19 protein-coding genes are annotated in these 16827 nt (G+C 39.5%); all 19 read left to right on the top strand.

The annotated features are described in order from the left end of the window. Positions 1-200: 200 nt before the first annotated feature. The 19 genes from BLQ56_RS10285 to nuoK all read left to right on the top strand — a co-directional run bounded on the left by BLQ56_RS10285 (position 201) and on the right by nuoK (position 16723). A complete protein-coding gene (locus tag BLQ56_RS10285; protein ID WP_274380221.1) occupies positions 201-2447 on the top strand; it encodes a S8 family serine peptidase in 2247 nt (748 codons plus the stop codon). 347 nt (positions 2448-2794) lie between these two features. Continuing rightward, on the top strand, positions 2795-3016 hold the full coding sequence (locus BLQ56_RS10280) for an AtpZ/AtpI family protein (RefSeq protein ID WP_090853357.1): 222 nt from the start codon (positions 2795-2797) through the stop codon (positions 3014-3016). Positions 3017-3019: 3 nt separating this feature from the next. Further along, positions 3020-3403: an ATP synthase subunit I gene (locus tag BLQ56_RS10275; protein ID WP_090853354.1), complete on the top strand. Its 384-nt coding sequence runs from the start codon at positions 3020-3022 to the stop codon at positions 3401-3403. Between the two features lie 21 nt (positions 3404-3424). After that, entirely contained in the window at positions 3425-4165 is a 741-nt protein-coding gene (gene atpB, locus BLQ56_RS10270; RefSeq protein ID WP_090853351.1) for a F0F1 ATP synthase subunit A, read from the top strand. Positions 4166-4217: 52 nt separating this feature from the next. Next, positions 4218-4433, top strand: a complete 216-nt coding sequence (atpE, locus tag BLQ56_RS10265; protein WP_090853348.1) for a F0F1 ATP synthase subunit C — start codon at positions 4218-4220, stop codon at positions 4431-4433. A 242-nt stretch (positions 4434-4675) separates the two neighbouring features. Continuing rightward, positions 4676-5203 carry a F0F1 ATP synthase subunit B gene (atpF, locus tag BLQ56_RS10260; protein ID WP_238457234.1) on the top strand — a complete coding sequence of 176 codons (528 nt, stop codon included), beginning with the start codon at positions 4676-4678 and terminating at the stop codon, positions 5201-5203. Next, entirely contained in the window at positions 5200-5745 is a 546-nt protein-coding gene (locus BLQ56_RS10255) for a F0F1 ATP synthase subunit delta (protein ID WP_090853342.1), read from the top strand. Before atpF ends, BLQ56_RS10255 begins: the two co-directional genes overlap by 4 nt. 16 nt (positions 5746-5761) lie before the next feature. Continuing rightward, positions 5762-7270, top strand: a complete 1509-nt coding sequence (gene atpA / locus BLQ56_RS10250) for a F0F1 ATP synthase subunit alpha (protein WP_090853339.1) — start codon at positions 5762-5764, stop codon at positions 7268-7270. Between the two features lie 99 nt (positions 7271-7369). Next, a complete protein-coding gene (locus BLQ56_RS10245; protein WP_090853336.1) occupies positions 7370-8230 on the top strand; it encodes a F0F1 ATP synthase subunit gamma in 861 nt (286 codons plus the stop codon). Positions 8231-8282: 52 nt separating this feature from the next. Further along, a complete protein-coding gene (atpD, locus tag BLQ56_RS10240) occupies positions 8283-9695 on the top strand; it encodes a F0F1 ATP synthase subunit beta (protein WP_090853333.1) in 1413 nt (470 codons plus the stop codon). A 24-nt stretch (positions 9696-9719) separates the two neighbouring features. After that, positions 9720-10124, top strand: coding sequence for a F0F1 ATP synthase subunit epsilon (locus BLQ56_RS10235; protein WP_090853330.1), 405 nt, complete (start codon positions 9720-9722; stop codon positions 10122-10124). Positions 10125-10753: 629 nt separating this feature from the next. After that, a complete protein-coding gene (locus tag BLQ56_RS10230) occupies positions 10754-11131 on the top strand; it encodes an NADH-quinone oxidoreductase subunit A (RefSeq protein ID WP_090853327.1) in 378 nt (125 codons plus the stop codon). Next, on the top strand, positions 11122-11634 hold the full coding sequence (locus BLQ56_RS10225) for a NuoB/complex I 20 kDa subunit family protein (RefSeq protein ID WP_090853325.1): 513 nt from the start codon (positions 11122-11124) through the stop codon (positions 11632-11634). Before BLQ56_RS10230 ends, BLQ56_RS10225 begins: the two co-directional genes overlap by 10 nt. A gap of 1 nt (position 11635) precedes the next feature. Next, entirely contained in the window at positions 11636-12844 is a 1209-nt protein-coding gene (locus BLQ56_RS10220; protein WP_090853323.1) for an NADH-quinone oxidoreductase subunit C, read from the top strand. A gap of 3 nt (positions 12845-12847) precedes the next feature. Continuing rightward, on the top strand, positions 12848-13948 hold the full coding sequence (locus tag BLQ56_RS10215) for an NADH-quinone oxidoreductase subunit D (RefSeq protein ID WP_090853320.1): 1101 nt from the start codon (positions 12848-12850) through the stop codon (positions 13946-13948). Continuing rightward, a complete protein-coding gene (gene nuoH / locus BLQ56_RS10210; protein WP_090853317.1) occupies positions 13948-14952 on the top strand; it encodes an NADH-quinone oxidoreductase subunit NuoH in 1005 nt (334 codons plus the stop codon). Before BLQ56_RS10215 ends, nuoH begins: the two co-directional genes overlap by 1 nt. Positions 14953-15477: 525 nt before the next feature. After that, positions 15478-15897 carry an NADH-quinone oxidoreductase subunit NuoI gene (gene nuoI, locus BLQ56_RS10205; protein WP_090853313.1) on the top strand — a complete coding sequence of 140 codons (420 nt, stop codon included), beginning with the start codon at positions 15478-15480 and terminating at the stop codon, positions 15895-15897. Further along, a complete protein-coding gene (locus tag BLQ56_RS10200) occupies positions 15894-16412 on the top strand; it encodes an NADH-quinone oxidoreductase subunit J (protein WP_090853310.1) in 519 nt (172 codons plus the stop codon). Before nuoI ends, BLQ56_RS10200 begins: the two co-directional genes overlap by 4 nt. Next, entirely contained in the window at positions 16409-16723 is a 315-nt protein-coding gene (gene nuoK, locus BLQ56_RS10195) for an NADH-quinone oxidoreductase subunit NuoK (protein ID WP_090853307.1), read from the top strand. The genes BLQ56_RS10200 and nuoK overlap by 4 nt, the downstream gene beginning before the upstream one ends. Positions 16724-16827 lie beyond the last annotated feature (104 nt).

Here is a 16827-nt window from a genome sequence, read left to right as displayed (position 1 = left end):
TAAGTTGAAAGATCGCGGTAATATCGAAGATTTTCGCGGGATTTCAGGTGAAGTTCGCGGTATTATTACCTTATCTCGCGGAATTACCCTCAACCAATCACCTCAACTATCTGAACACCTAAGTCACATCTACCACTACACGATTCCTCCTCATATTTTCACACTTTCGTGACAGACTACTGTCAAAGGGAGGCGATATGTTGAGACAAACATCCATTAAGATCATTAGCATTTTTCTACTACTAGTAAGTATCTACGTACCAGTAAACGCAGAAACCCCGGTATTTCCAAACCGTCCTGAATTACCCGAAGAATCATTAGATGAGATTATCACATCGGTCATAGTAGCAGAAGAAAATAATCGAAATCGAATCGCAACATTGATAAGGAACAATCCTTCTCTAGAAATTACACAGGAATATAAGCATGTATTTCACGGATTTTCTGTAAAAGGAAAACGAAGTGAGATTGAGAAGCTCAGAGAAGAAGAAGGAATTATTCATAGTTCCCCTGTTGCTTTATATAAAGCATCCCTTGATCAAAGTGTTCCTTTTATTGGTGGGGATGCAATTAGAGGATATTTTGACGAAAAGAATGACCGTCTTACAGGGAAGGGAATTAAAGTCGGAGTAATTGATACAGGAATCGATTACAACCATCCTGATTTAAAAAGTAATTATCATGGAGGCTTTGACATTGTTGATGGAGACAATGATCCAATGGAGACAAAGGGCTCATCACGTGATCAAACATTACATGGGACACATGTTGCTGGAATTATTGCGGCGAATGGAAAGTTAAAAGGAGTAGCACCTGAGGCTGAAGTGATCGCATATCGTGCACTTGGTCCAGGTGGGATAGGAACTTCAGATCAAGTCATCGCAGCAATTGATAAAGCAATAGAAGATAAGGTCGATATTATCAATCTTTCCTTGGGAAATAATGTGAATGGTCCGGATTGGCCAACTAGTTTAGCTTTAAACAAAGCAACTGAAGAGGGGATTATTGCAGTTACTTCTAGCGGAAACTCTGGCCCAGATGTTTGGACAGTAGGTTCACCAGGAACAGCGACAAAAGCCATCTCTGTTGGAGCGTCCACTCCTCCTTTGAAAGTGCCTTCTATAACAATCGGTATAGAAGATAAGGAAATTGACATGATGGAAATGCAAGGGTCAAAACCTTGGTTTCTAAAAAAACAATATAGCTTAGTCTCAGCAGGTCTTGGGGATAAGAGTGACTTTAAACAGAATGTAAGAGATAAAATTGTCTTGTTAAAAAGAGGAACGATCACGTTTACAGAAAAAGCACTTAATGCTCAAGTTGCTGGTGCAAAAGGAGTATTAATTTATAACAATGTAAAAGGTGATTTTGCAGGAGCGTTAGAAATACAGCTCGATATTCCGGTTGCTTCTATCTCTAAGGAAGAAGGAGAATGGCTAAAGAAGCAGCTTAAAAAAAAGAACACGATGATTAAAACAACCTATCATGATGTAAGAGATACCATTGCTTCATTTAGCTCTAGAGGTCCAGTTACAAATACATGGGAAATCAAACCCGATGTCGTGGCTCCTGGAGTAGCTATTAATAGCACGATTCCAAAAGGATATACGGAATTACAAGGAACGAGCATGGCAGCTCCACATGTCGCTGGAGCAGCTGCACTCATCAAACAAGCACATCCTAATTGGACACCAGAACAAGTGAAAGCTTCATTAATGAACACCGCTAAGCTACTAACAGATGAAAATAATGAGCTGTACGAACCATATGAACAAGGTGCAGGAAGAATTCAGGTGATTGAGGCTATTAATGCAAATACATTAGTTTACCCTAGCACACTAACATTCGGAATGTTTCAACATAAAGACAATCGGACCAAGAAGGAAATCACCATTACAGTGGATAATCAGTCTGACAAGGAAACCGTTTATTCATTTGATATTCCAAAACATAAAGAAGGATTTCAATGGAAGCTTCCAACACCGTTCACTCTTAAACCTAATGAAAAAAGAAAAATTAAGATCTCGGTGGACCTAACACCAAGTGTAATTGGTGCAGGACTTCATAGTGGTCATCTCTTCTTAAATGAGGGGAAAGGGAGAAAAACACATATTCCATATATGATTGTGATTGAGGAGCCAGATTACCCTAGAGTAATGGCATTCCAATTCGGTGCAAAGGAAGAGAAGTCTGTCTTTCAATATCAACTATATCTTCCGCGTGGTGCAGAAGAGTATGGGATCGCACTCTATGATCCCGACTCTCTCCGTTTTATTACCTTCCTTGATTGGAAACGGGATGTGCCAAGAGGACTTATTGAAAAAGAGATTTCAGCTGAAAAACTCGGCTTAAAAGGAATTTACAAGGCCATCATATTTGCAAAAAAAGCAGGGAAGGAGGATACAATTGAAGCTGATTTATTAATTGACGAAATTGGGGCAAATTAGTCCCGGAATTGTGACAAAATGCCGTTCTGCTGTGACAAATGTCTAAGTAAGGACGGCTAAATGTGAACGTTTTGTGAACAAAAGGAAAAGTAACCGGTACCATGCTAGTTTATAACACCAAAATAGTATAAACTCAAACACTGGTATAACAGGGTTATCAATATCCATTTTAACGCTGTAATGCTATAATGAATTTGTGATTTTTTTAACACTAAACACATTGACATTAAAAGGTGCCTATTGTATGCTTACAAAGGGTATGATGATAAGGTTTTCAAGTGAGGAAATTAGTTGATTTTATGACATTTTAGTATTGTATTCTCTACTTGAAAGAGGGGCATTTCCCTATGCGTCCTAATTCAAAACATCCTTTTCGAGCGATGGCATTAATGTCTGCCATAACATCTCAATTAGTAGGTTCAATTCTAGTCGGCATTTTCCTTGGAAGATGGATTGACCGGGAATTTGACACCGAACCACTTTTCTTATTAATCGGCCTTCTGTTGGGACTAGCAGCTGGTGTTTATGCAACAATCCACTCTGTCCAAAAATTCAATTCAGGAGAATAAGCCATGCAGCAAGAAGACAATGGAACCATTCTAAAAAGACATATGAAGTACACGTTCTATTTGTTAGCTGTTTTTGTTTTAGGCTGGGGTTTTACTACATATGATACAGCGTTTTTAGGTTTGATAGTCGGAAGTGTTACAAGCTTCTATAATCACTGGCTATTATATCGAAAAGTGAATAAGTTTGGTGAAACAGTTGTGACTGGTGGAAAGATGTATTCGTTAGGAACCGTTTCAAGAATGGCTGCAGCAGGCCTTGCTGTTTTCATCTCTCTGAGGTATCCAGAATATATCAATGTGTATTTTGTAATAGTTGGATTAATGACATCTTATCTCGTCATTTTTATAGATTTTATGATTCAATCCAAAAAACAAACAAATGTATAACGGGGAAGAGAGGTGATATAGTTGGAACATCATGCTCCTACGTTTGAATGGCTAGGTCTTACCTTTAATGGTTCTAATATACTGATGACGATTATTGCGGCGACCATTGTTTTTTTAATTGCAGTTCTAGCAACACGAACCATTTCAATGCGACCAACTGGTGCACAAAACGTAATGGAATGGATCATTGACTTCGTTAAAAATATCATTGGAAGCACAATGGATTGGAAAACAGGTAGTTTATTTTTACCATTAGGGATCACACTTTTAATGTATGTGTTTGTCTCAAACATGCTAGGATTGCCATTTGCAATCATAGTTGGAGATGAACATGAACTTTGGTGGAAATCACCAACAGCTGATCCAGTTATCACATTAACTTTAGCTGCGATGGTGGTTGCATTATCTCACTATTATGGTGTGAAGCTTCATGGACCTAAGGAATATGCGAAGGGTTTCTTTAAACCTATGAGCTTTTTATTTCCTTTAAAAGTCATTGAGGAATTCTCAAACACTTTAACATTAGGTCTTCGTCTTTACGGTAATATTTTTGCCGGGGAGATTTTACTAGGCTTGTTAGCAGGACTAGCTGTTAACGGTTATGAAACGGGGATATTCTCCGGAATAGTAGGAACACTTGCATCAGTCATACCAATGATGATTTGGCAAGCGTTTAGTATCTTTGTTGGCGCAATACAAGCATTTATCTTTACTATGTTAACGATGGTTTATATGGCACACAAAGTGAGTCACGACCATTAATAATAAAATTTACACTAAATCATAATGGATAATCATAAGGAGGAATTTTATAATGGGTGCATTAGCAGCAGCAATTGCAATTGGTTTAGCAGCACTAGGTGCAGGTTTTGGTAACGGAATGATCGTAAGTCGTACAGTTGAAGGGATCGCTCGTCAACCTGAGCTTCGTGGTCCACTTCAAACTACAATGTTCATCGGGGTTGCGTTAGTAGAGGCGATTCCTATCATCGCGGTAGTAGTTGCGTTCATGGTTATGGGTCAAAACTAATTTTAAGCTAATCTTAAACTAACAGTATTTATACTGTTCAAAAGGATAGAACGAAATAAACGGGTTCAAGTGGCGAAGTCGTCTCAAGAGAGAACCTTCGCCATTGTTTTACCTGAGTTTATGAAGTCTACCTTAAATTTTGATGAAAAAACGTTTACTAGATAAGTATGTAGATACTTATCTGTGTTCTTATGTCTATTTAGTACACTTTTTCATGTATTTTTCTGAAGGGAGTGAGTGCTTTGTTATATGGCGTTAATTTATTTGTCCTTGGAGCTGGGGGCCTTAATGTTAACCTAGGTGATATTATTGTCCAATTAGCTGTCTTCTCGTTATTACTTTTCTTATTAAGAAAGTTTGCCCTTGATAAACTAATCGGCATGATGAAACAGCGTGAAGATCATATCGCTGGAGAAATTAATTCTGCAGAAAAGAGTCATCAAGAAGCAAAACAACTGATAGAGCAGCAACAGCAGTTGTTAAAAGAAGCACGCGGAGAAGCACAAGGCTTAATTGAAAGTGCTAAGAAAATTGCAGAAGAGCAAAAAACTGCAATGTTACAAGCGGCGAAAGAAGAGTCAGACCGCTTTAAAGAATCTGCTAGAAAAGAGATTATACAAGAAAGAGAAAAAGCTGTTACTGCATTACGCGAACAAGTGGCATCTTTATCTGTATTAATCGCTTCGAAAGTGATTGAGAAAGAACTAAGTGAGAAAGATCAAGAGAAGCTAATCAATGAATATATTCAAGAGGTAGGAGAAGAGCGATGAGCAAAGGGGTCGTGGCAAAGCGATATGCGGTAGCTCTTTTTCAATTAGCAAAAGAACAACAAACTCTTGATCAAATTGAAGCTGAACTTCGAGTTGTAAAACATGTGTTTACAACGAACAAAGATTTATTGGTCTTTTTAACAAGCCCAAAAATCCAAGTTGAACAAAAAAAGGCGGCATTGAAAGAAGCGTTTGCTTCTGTTTCAACGGTTGTCTTAAATACTTTATATTTAATGGTAGATCGCCATCGTGAAACGGTTGTGTCAGATGTTGTTGACCATTTCATTGAATTAGCTAATGAAGAAAGTGGCGTTGCTGAAGCAAAAGTATATTCAGTGCGACCATTATCTGATGCAGAACAAGCTGGTGTTTCCTCTGTTTTTGCAAAAAGCATTGGCAAATCGGCTTTGCGAATTGAAAACATTGTAGATAAGAGTCTTATCGGTGGTGTGAAAATCCGCATCGGTAATCGTATATATGATGGTAGTGTAAACGGTAAGTTAGAGCGCTTAGAGCGTGATCTAATGACGAAAAGATTGTAGATAGGGGTGAACTTTCATGAGCATCAATGCTGAAGAAATTAGTGCGCTGATTAAAAAGCAAATAGAAAACTATCAATCAGAAGTAAAAGTGAGCGACGTTGGTACGGTCATTAGTGTTGGTGACGGTATTGCACGTGCTCATGGCCTTGACAATGTCATGTCTGGGGAGCTTTTAGAATTCTCAAATGGTGTCATGGGTATGGCTCAGAACCTTGAGGAAAGTAACGTTGGTATCGTTATCCTAGGTCCTTTCACTGAAATTCGTGAAGGAGACGAAGTACGTCGTACTGGACGTATTATGGAAGTACCTGTAGGTGAAGCATTAATCGGACGTGTTGTTAACCCATTAGGACAACCAGTTGATGGTCTTGGTCCTATTGAAACATCAAAAACTCGTCCAATCGAAAGCCCAGCGCCTGGTGTAATGGATCGTAAATCTGTACATGAACCATTACAAACAGGAATTAAGGCAATCGATGCATTAATTCCAATTGGTCGTGGTCAACGTGAGTTAATCATCGGTGACCGTCAAACTGGTAAAACAGCTGTTGCCATCGATACAATTCTTAACCAAAAAAATGAGGATATGATTTGTATCTATGTTGCAATCGGTCAAAAAGAATCAACAGTTCGTGGAGTTGTTGAAACTCTTCGTAAAAACGGTGCTCTAGATTATACAATCGTTGTGACAGCTTCTGCTTCTCAACCAGCTCCACTTCAATACCTAGCTCCATATGCAGGTGTTACAATGGGTGAAGAGTTCATGTATAATGGCAAGCACGTACTAGTGATTTATGATGATTTAACAAAGCAAGCTGCGGCATATCGTGAGCTTTCCCTATTACTTCGTCGTCCTCCAGGTCGTGAAGCATATCCAGGGGATGTATTCTACTTGCACTCACGCTTACTTGAGCGTGCTGCAAAGTTAAGTGATGCAAAAGGTGCTGGTTCATTAACAGCATTACCATTTATTGAAACTCAAGCAGGTGACGTATCTGCTTATATTCCAACTAACGTAATTTCGATTACAGACGGTCAAATTTTCTTGCAATCTGATCTTTTCTTCTCAGGTGTACGTCCTGCGGTTAACGCTGGTCTTTCTGTATCACGTGTAGGTGGGTCTGCTCAAATTAATGCAATGAAAAAGGTAGCTGGTACATTACGTCTTGACTTAGCTTCATACCGTGAGCTTGAGTCATTTGCTCAATTCGGTTCTGACCTTGATAAAGCAACTCAAGCAAAGTTAAACCGTGGTGCTCGTACAGTAGAAGTTCTTAAGCAAGGTCTTAATAAACCTCTATCTGTTGAAAAGCAAGTATCAATTCTTTACGCGTTAACTCGTGGATTCTTAGATGATATTCCATTAGTAGATATCGGTCGTTTCGAAGAAGGTTACTTAACATTCTTAGAGCACAACCGTAAAGAAATTCTTGATCATATCCGTTCAACTGGAAAACTTCCAGAAGACAGTGACTTCCAATCAGCACTTGCTGACTTTAAAAAGACGTTTGCTGTTACTGAATAATTAGCCCATATTTAAGTCATTTTAAAAACCCAAAGAGCGACGACTGATGTTCCGTCGCTCCCAAATACAGATCTTTTGACAAGAAGGTGGTGAGAACCTTTGGCATCATTAAGAGATATAAAATCAAGAATAACCTCAACGAAGAAAACCAGCCAAATTACGAAAGCCATGCAAATGGTTTCAGCTTCAAAGTTAAACCGAGCTGAAAACAATGCAAAAGCATTCGTTCCTTATATGGAAAAAATTCAAGAGGTAGTAGCAAGTGTAGCGACTGGTAGTACAGATGTTTCACATCCAATGCTATTGAAAAGACCTGTTAAGAAAACAGGATATCTAGTAATTACGTCTGACCGTGGATTAGCAGGGGCGTATAACAGTAACATTCTTCGTTCTGTTTACCAAACCATCCAAAAACGTCATACAAACGCAAATGAATATGCTATAATTGCAATCGGCCGTGTTGGTCGTGATTTCTTTAAAAAACGTGGAATTCCCGTTGTTTCTGAAATTACTGGATTAGCAGATCAGCCTTCATTTACTGAAATTAAAGATATTGCTAGTAATGCGGTTAGTATGTTCGCTGATGAATTATTTGATGAGCTTTACCTCTATTACAACCATTTCGTGTCTGCAATTCAGCACGAAGTAACAGAGAAAAAGTTGTTACCATTAACTGACATTTCATCTGAAGGCAAAAAGCTTACTTCATATGAGTTTGAACCATCACAAGAAGAAATCCTTGAGGTGCTTCTTCCTCAATATGCTGAAAGTCTCATCTATGGAGCACTTTTAGACGGTAAAGCTAGTGAACATGCAGCACGTATGACAGCAATGAAAAGTGCAACTGATAACGCGAAAGAGCTTATCGATTCACTTACATTATCCTATAACCGTGCACGTCAAGCAGCGATTACTCAAGAAATTACTGAGATCGTTGGTGGAGCTGCGGCTTTAGAATAGAATGATTCATAGCATATAGATGTTTCTTAAATGCAAGTTAGGAGGGAAAACGATGACAAAAGGACGAGTTACCCAAGTAATGGGTCCCGTTGTAGACGTAACGTTTGACAGTGGACATCTTCCTGAAATATACAATGCCCTTGTGATCGAATACAAATCAGCAGATGTTGAAATCAACTTAACGCTTGAAGTAGCGATTCACCTTGGTGATAACACAGTACGTACTGTTGCAATGTCATCAACTGACGGTCTTGTACGTGGAATAGATGTAATCGATACAGGCAAAGCAATCTCAGTACCAGTAGGAGATGTAACTCTAGGACGTGTATTTAACGTTTTAGGTGAGAACATTGACTTAGATGAAGCAATTCCAGCAGGTGTTCGTCGTGATGCAATTCACCGCGAAGCACCAACGTTTGAACAGCTTTCAACTGAGGTTGAGATTCTTGAAACAGGTATTAAAGTAGTAGATCTTCTTGCACCATATATTAAAGGTGGTAAGATCGGTCTATTCGGTGGTGCCGGTGTAGGTAAAACAGTTCTTATCCAAGAACTTATCAACAACATCGCACAAGAACACGGTGGTATTTCAGTATTCGCTGGTGTAGGTGAGCGTACTCGTGAAGGAAACGACTTATACTACGAAATGAAAGACTCTGGTGTTATCAATAAAACAGCAATGGTATTCGGACAAATGAACGAGCCACCTGGAGCACGTATGCGTGTTGCGCTTACAGGTCTTACAATGGCTGAATATTTCCGTGATGAGCAAGGACAAGACGTTCTATTCTTCATTGATAATATTTTCCGTTTCACTCAAGCAGGTTCTGAAGTATCAGCCCTTCTTGGACGTATGCCATCTGCGGTAGGTTACCAACCAACTCTATCTTCTGAGATGGGTAAACTACAAGAGCGTATTACATCAACTAACATAGGTTCTGTAACATCGATTCAAGCGATTTACGTTCCTGCCGATGACTATACTGACCCAGCACCAGCAACAACTTTCGCTCACTTAGATGCAACAACTAACCTTGAGCGTAAGCTATCTGAAATGGGTATTTATCCAGCTGTGGATCCATTAGCATCGACTTCTCGTGCATTAGCACCTGAAATCGTTGGTGATGAGCATTATAATGTTGCTCGTCAAGTACAGCAAACATTACAACGTTATAAAGAATTACAAGATATTATCGCAATCCTTGGTATGGATGAGCTTACAGATGAAGATAAATTAATCGTTCACCGTGCTCGTCGTATCCAGTTCTTCTTATCTCAGAACTTCCACGTTGCTGAACAGTTTACTGGGCAAAAAGGTTCTTATGTTCCTGTTGCTGAGACTGTTAAAGGCTTCAGAGAAATTCTTGATGGTAAATATGATCACCTTCCAGAGGATGCATTCCGTTTAGTTGGTCGTATTGAAGAGGTTATTGAATCAGCAAAGCGTATGGGTGTTGAAGTTTAATAAAGGGACATAGGAGGGTACTAAATGAAGACAGTTAAAGTAAGTGTCGTTACTCCTGATGGCCCAGTTTATGAAGCTGACGTGGAAATGGTCGTAACTCGAGCTCAAAGTGGTGAGTTAGGGATTCTACCAGGACACATTCCAATGGTCGCGCCATTACAAATTGGTGTAGTCCGTATGAAAAAAGCTACCAACACAGAGCTTGTAGCTGTTAGTGGAGGCTTTCTAGAAGTTCGTCCTGATCAAGTTACTATTCTTGCACAAACTGCTGAAACTGCTGAACAAATCGACGCTCGTCGTGCTGAAGAAGCTAAGCAGCGTGCTGAACAACGCTTACAGGCGAAACAAGACGATGTCGATTTTAGACGTGCGGAGCTTTCCTTAAAGCGTGCCATCAATCGTTTAAATGTAACTCAAAACAAATATTAAGTTTGAAGGACCTAAAGATTTTGATCTTTAGGTCCTTTTTTATATGGGGTTTTGTCGAAAAATTGATAAAGTGGTAAATGTCGCGGATAAAAGTAGAGAAGTCGCAGATAAATGCCATCAACTCGCGGATATTCGACAAAAAGTCGCGGATAAACCTCCAATTACACTTTATTTTGAAGTGTAGTCTATTAGTTTGTCAGAGTTTCTTACAGACAAACTCAAAGAATGATTCATATATGTTACGATAATGTGTGAATATCAAAACTGTCCTTTGAAAACTTATTGACTAGAAGTTTACCGAAGTTTGAATATTGCGAATAATTTAATCTAACAATATTTTGCTATTGTTTTTCATAGACATAAGGCATAGACATATAAGTTTGTCTTAGGGTGATAGCCTGTGTGATTAATAACAAAAATTAATACTTTTCTAGGAGGGTTTGATCTTATAAGTGTCGAAAGGTAACCAATAGATGGAAATTTTAACATTATATTAAAAGTTCAATATATCGACACTTTTAAGGATAGTTGGTATAATGAATACGGTTACAAAACATAAAACATTCTATGAATTAGTTTGAATCATTGTATTTTAGGGGAAAATTTTCAAGAGTATTGGAGGGGGTTGCATGGATCTTTTATTGAATCAGTATACAAATAACTATTTGATTGTATTTGTGTTTCTTGTTTTAGGTATTTTACTGCCCATTGTAGCTTTGACTGCAGGACGTTTTTTGCGACCAAATGCCCCGAATAAGATGAAACAAACAACTTATGAGAGTGGGATTGAACCATTTCATGATTCACGAATCCAGTTTAATGTTCGCTATTATATTTTTGCGTTAATGTTCGTTATTTTTGATGTGGAAACAGTGTTTTTATATCCTTGGGCTGTTGCTTATGAAAAGTTAGGGGTTTTTGCATTAATTGAAATGCTTATTTTTGTTGTCATGTTACTGATTGGATTATTATATGCTTGGAAAAAGAAGGTGCTGAAATGGACTTAAAACTTGAGAGTGTGTCACAAGAAGAATTAGAGGAAATGAAACATAGTGTTTTCTTAACAACATTAGAGCAAGTAAAGGCTTGGGCTAGAAGTAACTCATTATGGCCAATGACATTTGGATTAGCATGCTGTGCGATTGAAATGATGGGTGTAGGTTCTTCCCATTATGATCTTGATCGATTTGGTTCATTTTTCCGTACATCACCACGTCAATCAGATGTCATGATTGTTTCAGGAACAGTGACAAAGAAGATGGCACCAGTTCTAAAACGTCTTTATGATCAAATGCCAGAGCCTAAGTGGGTTATTGCAATGGGATCCTGTGCAACAGCTGGTGGTCCATATGTGAAGTCTTATGCTGTAGTCAAGGGAGTCGATCAAATCGTTCCAGTTGATGTGTATATTCCAGGATGTCCACCAAACCCAGCTGCCTTAATCTATGGTATGAATAAATTAAAAGAAAAGATTCGCTACGAAGCTAAAACTGGAAAGAAGGTGATTTAGCGTGAGCGATGGCAAGGATATAGAGCAGCAAAAACGTGAGGCAGCAGAGCGTGCAAAAGAGCTTGCCAAGAAACGTTTAGCGGAAAAGCAACAGCAAGAGGCTGGATCGCCAAAACCAGAGGAAGCAGATCAAGCGCCTGTTGATGATAAGGAATTAGCGAAAAAGAAAGCAGCGGCAGCAGCGAAAGCCAAGGCTGCAGCTCTAGCAAAACAGAAAGCTACAGCTGAGGCAACAGAGAATAATGAGCAAACCGATAGTGAATCAGGTGATGATGCAAAAGAGTTAGCAAAGAAAAAGGCAGCTGCGGCAGCAAAAGCAAAGGCTGCGGCGCTAGCAAAACAAAAAGCAAATGAACAAGCAGGAACTCAGATTGAGCAGTCGCTCGATAAAGATAAAGAACTAGCAAAGGCTAAGGCTGCAGCTGCGGCGAAAGCGAAGGCAGCTGCACTAGCAAAACAAAAGGCTGCATCGGGGGCAGGAGAAGACACTGATGATGATGAAGTGGCTAAAGCGAAGGCCAAGGCTGCAGCAGTAGCTAAGGCAAAAGCGGCAGCTGCGGCTAAGGCCAAAGCAAAAGCGCTCGGTGAAGACGGTGGAGATTCTGGGGATGTGGATAAAGAAAAGGCGAAAGCGATTGCTGCAGCGAAAGCAAAAGCAGCGGCAGCAGCAAAAGCCAAGGCCGGAAAAAGTGAGCAAGCTGGTAGTGAACCACAGGAGGAGAAGAAGCCTTCCGTTAACCAGCCATATCTTGATAAATATGTAAGGGTCATTAAAGAACATTTAGGAGAAGATGTTTTAGAAGACTCGTATATTAATACTCTTTCTAAAGATGTACCAACACTGGTAGCCAAGAAAGATACATATTTTAAAATTGCTCAATTTCTTAAATACAATGAACAGTTAGGCTTTGATTACCTATCAGAAATACATGGTACAGATTATGAAACTCACATGGAAGTTTATATGCACTTATACTCTTATAAAAATAGACAGTCCGTTGCGTTAAAAGTAAAAATTAATAGAGATGAGCCTGTTATTGATTCAGTTCAGCCACTTTGGGAGGGTGCAAATTGGCCTGAATGTGAAGCTTTTGATTTGTTGGGAATCAAATTTACAAATCATCCAGATTTAAAGCGAATTCTCCTTCCAGAAGAGTGGGTAGGATATCCGCTCCGTAAAGATTATGAACCATATGATGTGGAGGTGTAACCGATGATTCGTACAGAGGAAATGCTATTAAATGTTGGACCACAGCATCCAAGTACACATGGTGTGTTCCGTCTAGTGATAAAAATAGATGGTGAGATAATAAAGGAAGCCATACCGGTCATCGGTTATCTTCATCGTGGAACAGAAAAACTAGCAGAAAATCTACAATATACACAAATCATTCCCTATACAGACCGAATGGATTATTTATCAGCGATGACAAATAATTATGTACTCTGTCATGCAGTGGAGACGATGTCAGGAATTGAGGTACCAGAGCGAGCAGAGTATTTACGAGTGCTTGCGATGGAGCTAGGAAGAGTAGCAAGCCATCTTGTTTGGTGGGGAACCTACTTATTAGACTTAGGGGCAACTAGTCCATTTCTTTATGCATTTAGAGAACGTGAAATGATTATTAATCTACTTAATGAACTTTCAGGTGCGAGATTAACCTTTAATTATATGCGTGTCGGTGGTGTGAAATGGGATGCACCAGAAGGATGGATCGAAAAGGTTAGAGATTTTGTTCCATATATGAGAGAACAGCTTGCTGGTTATCATGAGCTTGTAACAGGTAATGAGATCTTTTTGAATCGTGTAAAAGGTGTCGGAACGTACACACAAGAAGAGGCGATTGCTTACTCTTTAAGTGGAGCTAACCTAAGGTGCACAGGTGTCAAATGGGATTTGAGAAAGGATGAACCATATTCAATCTACGATCGCTTTGATTTTGATGTCCCAGTGTTTACAGGTGGAGATGCATGGGCACGTTATCAAACTCGTATAGCTGAATTAGAGGAATCATTAAAAATTATAGAACAGGCAGTAGAGCAATTCCCTTCTGAGGGCGATATTCTTGCGAAGGTTCCAAAAATCATTAAGGCACCAAAAGGAGAAGCTTTTGTGCGAATCGAATCCCCACGTGGAGAAATCGGTTGTTATATTGCTAGTGATGGAAAAAAAGAACCTTACCGTTTAAAGTTTCGTAGGCCTTCTTTTTACAATCTACAAATCTTACCGAAGCTGTTAAAAGGTGAAAATATGGCAAACCTGATTGCGATACTAGGAGCAATTGATATTGTTCTTGGGGAGGTTGATGGGTAATGATAACAGATCTTTTACAATCAGCGCCAAGCTGGACAAATGTTGGGATCTTCTTTGGATTAGCAACAGCCTTACTTATGGTTGTGCTAGGATTTGTAACGTATGGGATTTTAGCTGAACGGAAAGTAATGGGGTTTATGCAAGGTCGGGTTGGTCCGAACCAAGTTGGAGGCCGCTGGGGCTTACTCCAAACAGTAGCAGATGTTCTTAAGCTACTCTTAAAGGAGGATACAATTCCAAAGGCTGCGGACAAACCACTCTTTATTTTGGCACCTGTCATTGCATTTACACCAGCGTTTATGGTGTTGGCGGTTATTCCCTTTACAGATGCATTCCGATTCGCGGATATTGGTGTTGGATTGCTATATTATATTGCCGTTTCAGGAATCACTACGGTTGGAATTGTGACAGGTGGATGGGCATCCAATAATAAATATGCGTTATTAGGTGGAATGCGTGCAGCAGCCCAAATGATTTCATACGAAATTCCACTGGTGATGTCAGTCATCGGCGTTATTTTATTCACAGGAAGTTTAAATCTAGTTGATATCGTGAACGCTCAGAGTGATATCTGGTATATCTTTATCCAGCCAGTAGGGTTTCTAGTGTTCTTAATTGCCTCTGTTGCAGAGTTAAATCGTGTACCATTTGACTTACCTGAAGCAGAGTCAGAACTTGTTGCAGGGTTTCATGTAGAATACTCTGGCTTTAGATGGGCATTCTTCATGCTTGCAGAATATGTGTACTTTTTCGCGATGGCATCATTAACAACCGTACTATTTTTAGGTGGCTGGCACCCGGTCATGTTCCTGGACTTTATCCCAGGCGCAGTATGGTTTGCACTTAAATTCAGTCTAGTTATATTCATCCTCATTTGGTTCAGGGTAACGTTCCCACGTATAAAAGCAGACCAACTGATGGAATTCGGCTGGAAAGTCCTACTCCCAGTCGCACTAGCAAACATCTTTATTACAGCAGTAATTAAAGAACTCTTTTTTAGATAAGAAGAAACCTATGCAATATAAGGTAGACCGTTTTTGTAACATTTTTGCGAGATAACTAAGGGTGTTGATTTACACTCCAGGTGTGTGCTTTCCGCGGGGGAGGTGATGAGCCTCCTCGTCGCAATGCTCCTGTGGGGTCTCATCCTTCCTGCGCATCCCGCAGGAGTCACACACCTTACGTTCCAATCAACCAGCTCTAAATAAAGGGAATGGCTCAGACCTGTAGAAAGAGTGTGGATTTCACTAATTGGTAATTACAACCTACCTATTTTCAAGGCAATTTCTAAATAAGTTCACACTAAATAATATGAAAAGCAGCTGCTCACCATGTACTTGGAATGAGCGGAGAGCCACTCAACTCCTGCGGGATGCACGGGGCAGAGTGAGACCCCGCAGGAGCGTAGCGACGAGGAGGCTCACCGTCACGCCCGCGGAAAGGGAGTGGCTCGCAGCGAATGGAAAGTTTGCTACACCTATTAAAGGAATCTTAAAAGCCGTTGAATAAACCAAAGGGGTGACATAAACATGCGTGGATTAGCAAAAGGTTTGAAATATACCCTAAACCAACTAACAAAGAAAAAGGTAACCTATAACTACCCTGAAGAACCACTACCACTACCAGATCGATTTCGTGGTATTCAAAAATTTTACCCAGAAAAATGCATCGTCTGTAACCAATGTTCAAACATATGTCCAACTGATTGCATTGAATTAACAGGAAAAAAACATCCTGACCCAACCAAAAAAGGAAAAATTATCGATACCTATGATATAAATTTCGAAATCTGTATCTTATGCGATTTATGCACAGAAGTATGTCCAACAGAAGCCATCATCATGACAAATAACTTTGAGCTTGCCACATACAGCCGTGACGATCTATTTAAGAACCTTGAATGGTTGGATGAGAACGACACAAACATACGGAAGGAGAATAAAGCGTGAGTGGAGAATTTATTGCCTTTATTGTACTTTCGTTAATTGCTATAAGTGGCGGAATCCTCATGATTAACCTAGAAAAAGTCGTTCATATGGTTGTAGCGTTAGTATTCACCTTCATCAGTATTGCAGGGTTGTATGTCATGCTTCATGCTGAATTTATCGCGGCCGTGCAAGTCTTGATATACTCTGGTGCAATCACCATTATTATGTTATTTGGCATCATGCTAACAAGGCATAATGATACAAGTGAACAGAGGATTAGCATCGTCAGGAAGGTGTTATTACTTCTTGGAATTATGGGCTTTGGTGTAGCTGTGTATTTAGGAATTTACAATCTAGACTTTGGACAACAAGAAAGTACTTTATATGAAAATAATACAGAACAAATCGGGATTGAGTTGTTCTCAAAATATGTGATTCCGTTTGAGGTTACCTCTGTTGTGTTATTAGTTGCATTAATTGGTGCCATCGTTTTGGCGAAGAAAAATGATGAAGAAGAGGAGGCGGAGAAGGAATGAGTACTGTTCCATTATCAGCATACCTCACTGTTGCACTAATTCTCTTTTGTATTGGACTATATGGTGCATTATCAAAACGAAATACCGTTATCGTTCTAATCTCAATCGAACTCATGTTAAATGCAGCAAACATCAACCTAGTCGCATTCAGTAAACATGGAATTACGCCAAACATAACAGGCCAAATCTTCACCCTATTCGCCATCGCAATAGCCGCAGCAGAAGTAGCTGTAGGCTTGGCAATATTAATTGCACTGTATCGTAACCGAAAAACAGTTAATATTGATGAAATGGATACGATGAGAAACTAGATATGCTCTAAGTAGTAGTCCTTCATGAGCTGATGAAAGACAAAACCAGAGTGAATCAGTTGGAAAAATCCCTTCATAGAGCTGATGAAGGACAAAACCAGGGT

It is taken from the genome of Litchfieldia salsa (assembly GCF_900104555.1).
Taxonomy (GTDB): domain Bacteria; phylum Bacillota; class Bacilli; order Bacillales; family Bacillaceae_L; genus Litchfieldia; species Litchfieldia salsa.
Note: the sequence above shows the minus strand (reverse complement) of the source record. Positions and strands in the feature narration are given on the sequence as shown.

Bases quoted from the DNA above. Each gene is read 5' to 3' on its own strand.
- BLQ56_RS10280 (WP_090853357.1), top strand. From the start codon at position 2,795: ATGCGTCCTAATTCAAAACATCCTTTTCGAGCGATGGCATTAATGTCT.
- BLQ56_RS10275 (WP_090853354.1), top strand. From the start codon at position 3,020: ATGCAGCAAGAAGACAATGGAACCATTCTAAAAAGACATATGAAGTAC.
- atpE (WP_090853348.1), top strand. From the start codon at position 4,218: ATGGGTGCATTAGCAGCAGCAATTGCAATTGGTTTAGCAGCACTAGGT.
- BLQ56_RS10255 (WP_090853342.1), top strand. From the start codon at position 5,200: ATGAGCAAAGGGGTCGTGGCAAAGCGATATGCGGTAGCTCTTTTTCAA.
- atpA (WP_090853339.1), top strand. From the start codon at position 5,762: ATGAGCATCAATGCTGAAGAAATTAGTGCGCTGATTAAAAAGCAAATA.
- atpD (WP_090853333.1), top strand. From the start codon at position 8,283: ATGACAAAAGGACGAGTTACCCAAGTAATGGGTCCCGTTGTAGACGTA.
- BLQ56_RS10235 (WP_090853330.1), top strand. From the start codon at position 9,720: ATGAAGACAGTTAAAGTAAGTGTCGTTACTCCTGATGGCCCAGTTTAT.
- BLQ56_RS10230 (WP_090853327.1), top strand. From the start codon at position 10,754: ATGGATCTTTTATTGAATCAGTATACAAATAACTATTTGATTGTATTT.
- BLQ56_RS10225 (WP_090853325.1), top strand. From the start codon at position 11,122: ATGGACTTAAAACTTGAGAGTGTGTCACAAGAAGAATTAGAGGAAATG.
- BLQ56_RS10215 (WP_090853320.1), top strand. From the start codon at position 12,848: ATGATTCGTACAGAGGAAATGCTATTAAATGTTGGACCACAGCATCCA.
- nuoH (WP_090853317.1), top strand. From the start codon at position 13,948: ATGATAACAGATCTTTTACAATCAGCGCCAAGCTGGACAAATGTTGGG.
- nuoI (WP_090853313.1), top strand. From the start codon at position 15,478: ATGCGTGGATTAGCAAAAGGTTTGAAATATACCCTAAACCAACTAACA.
- nuoK (WP_090853307.1), top strand. From the start codon at position 16,409: ATGAGTACTGTTCCATTATCAGCATACCTCACTGTTGCACTAATTCTC.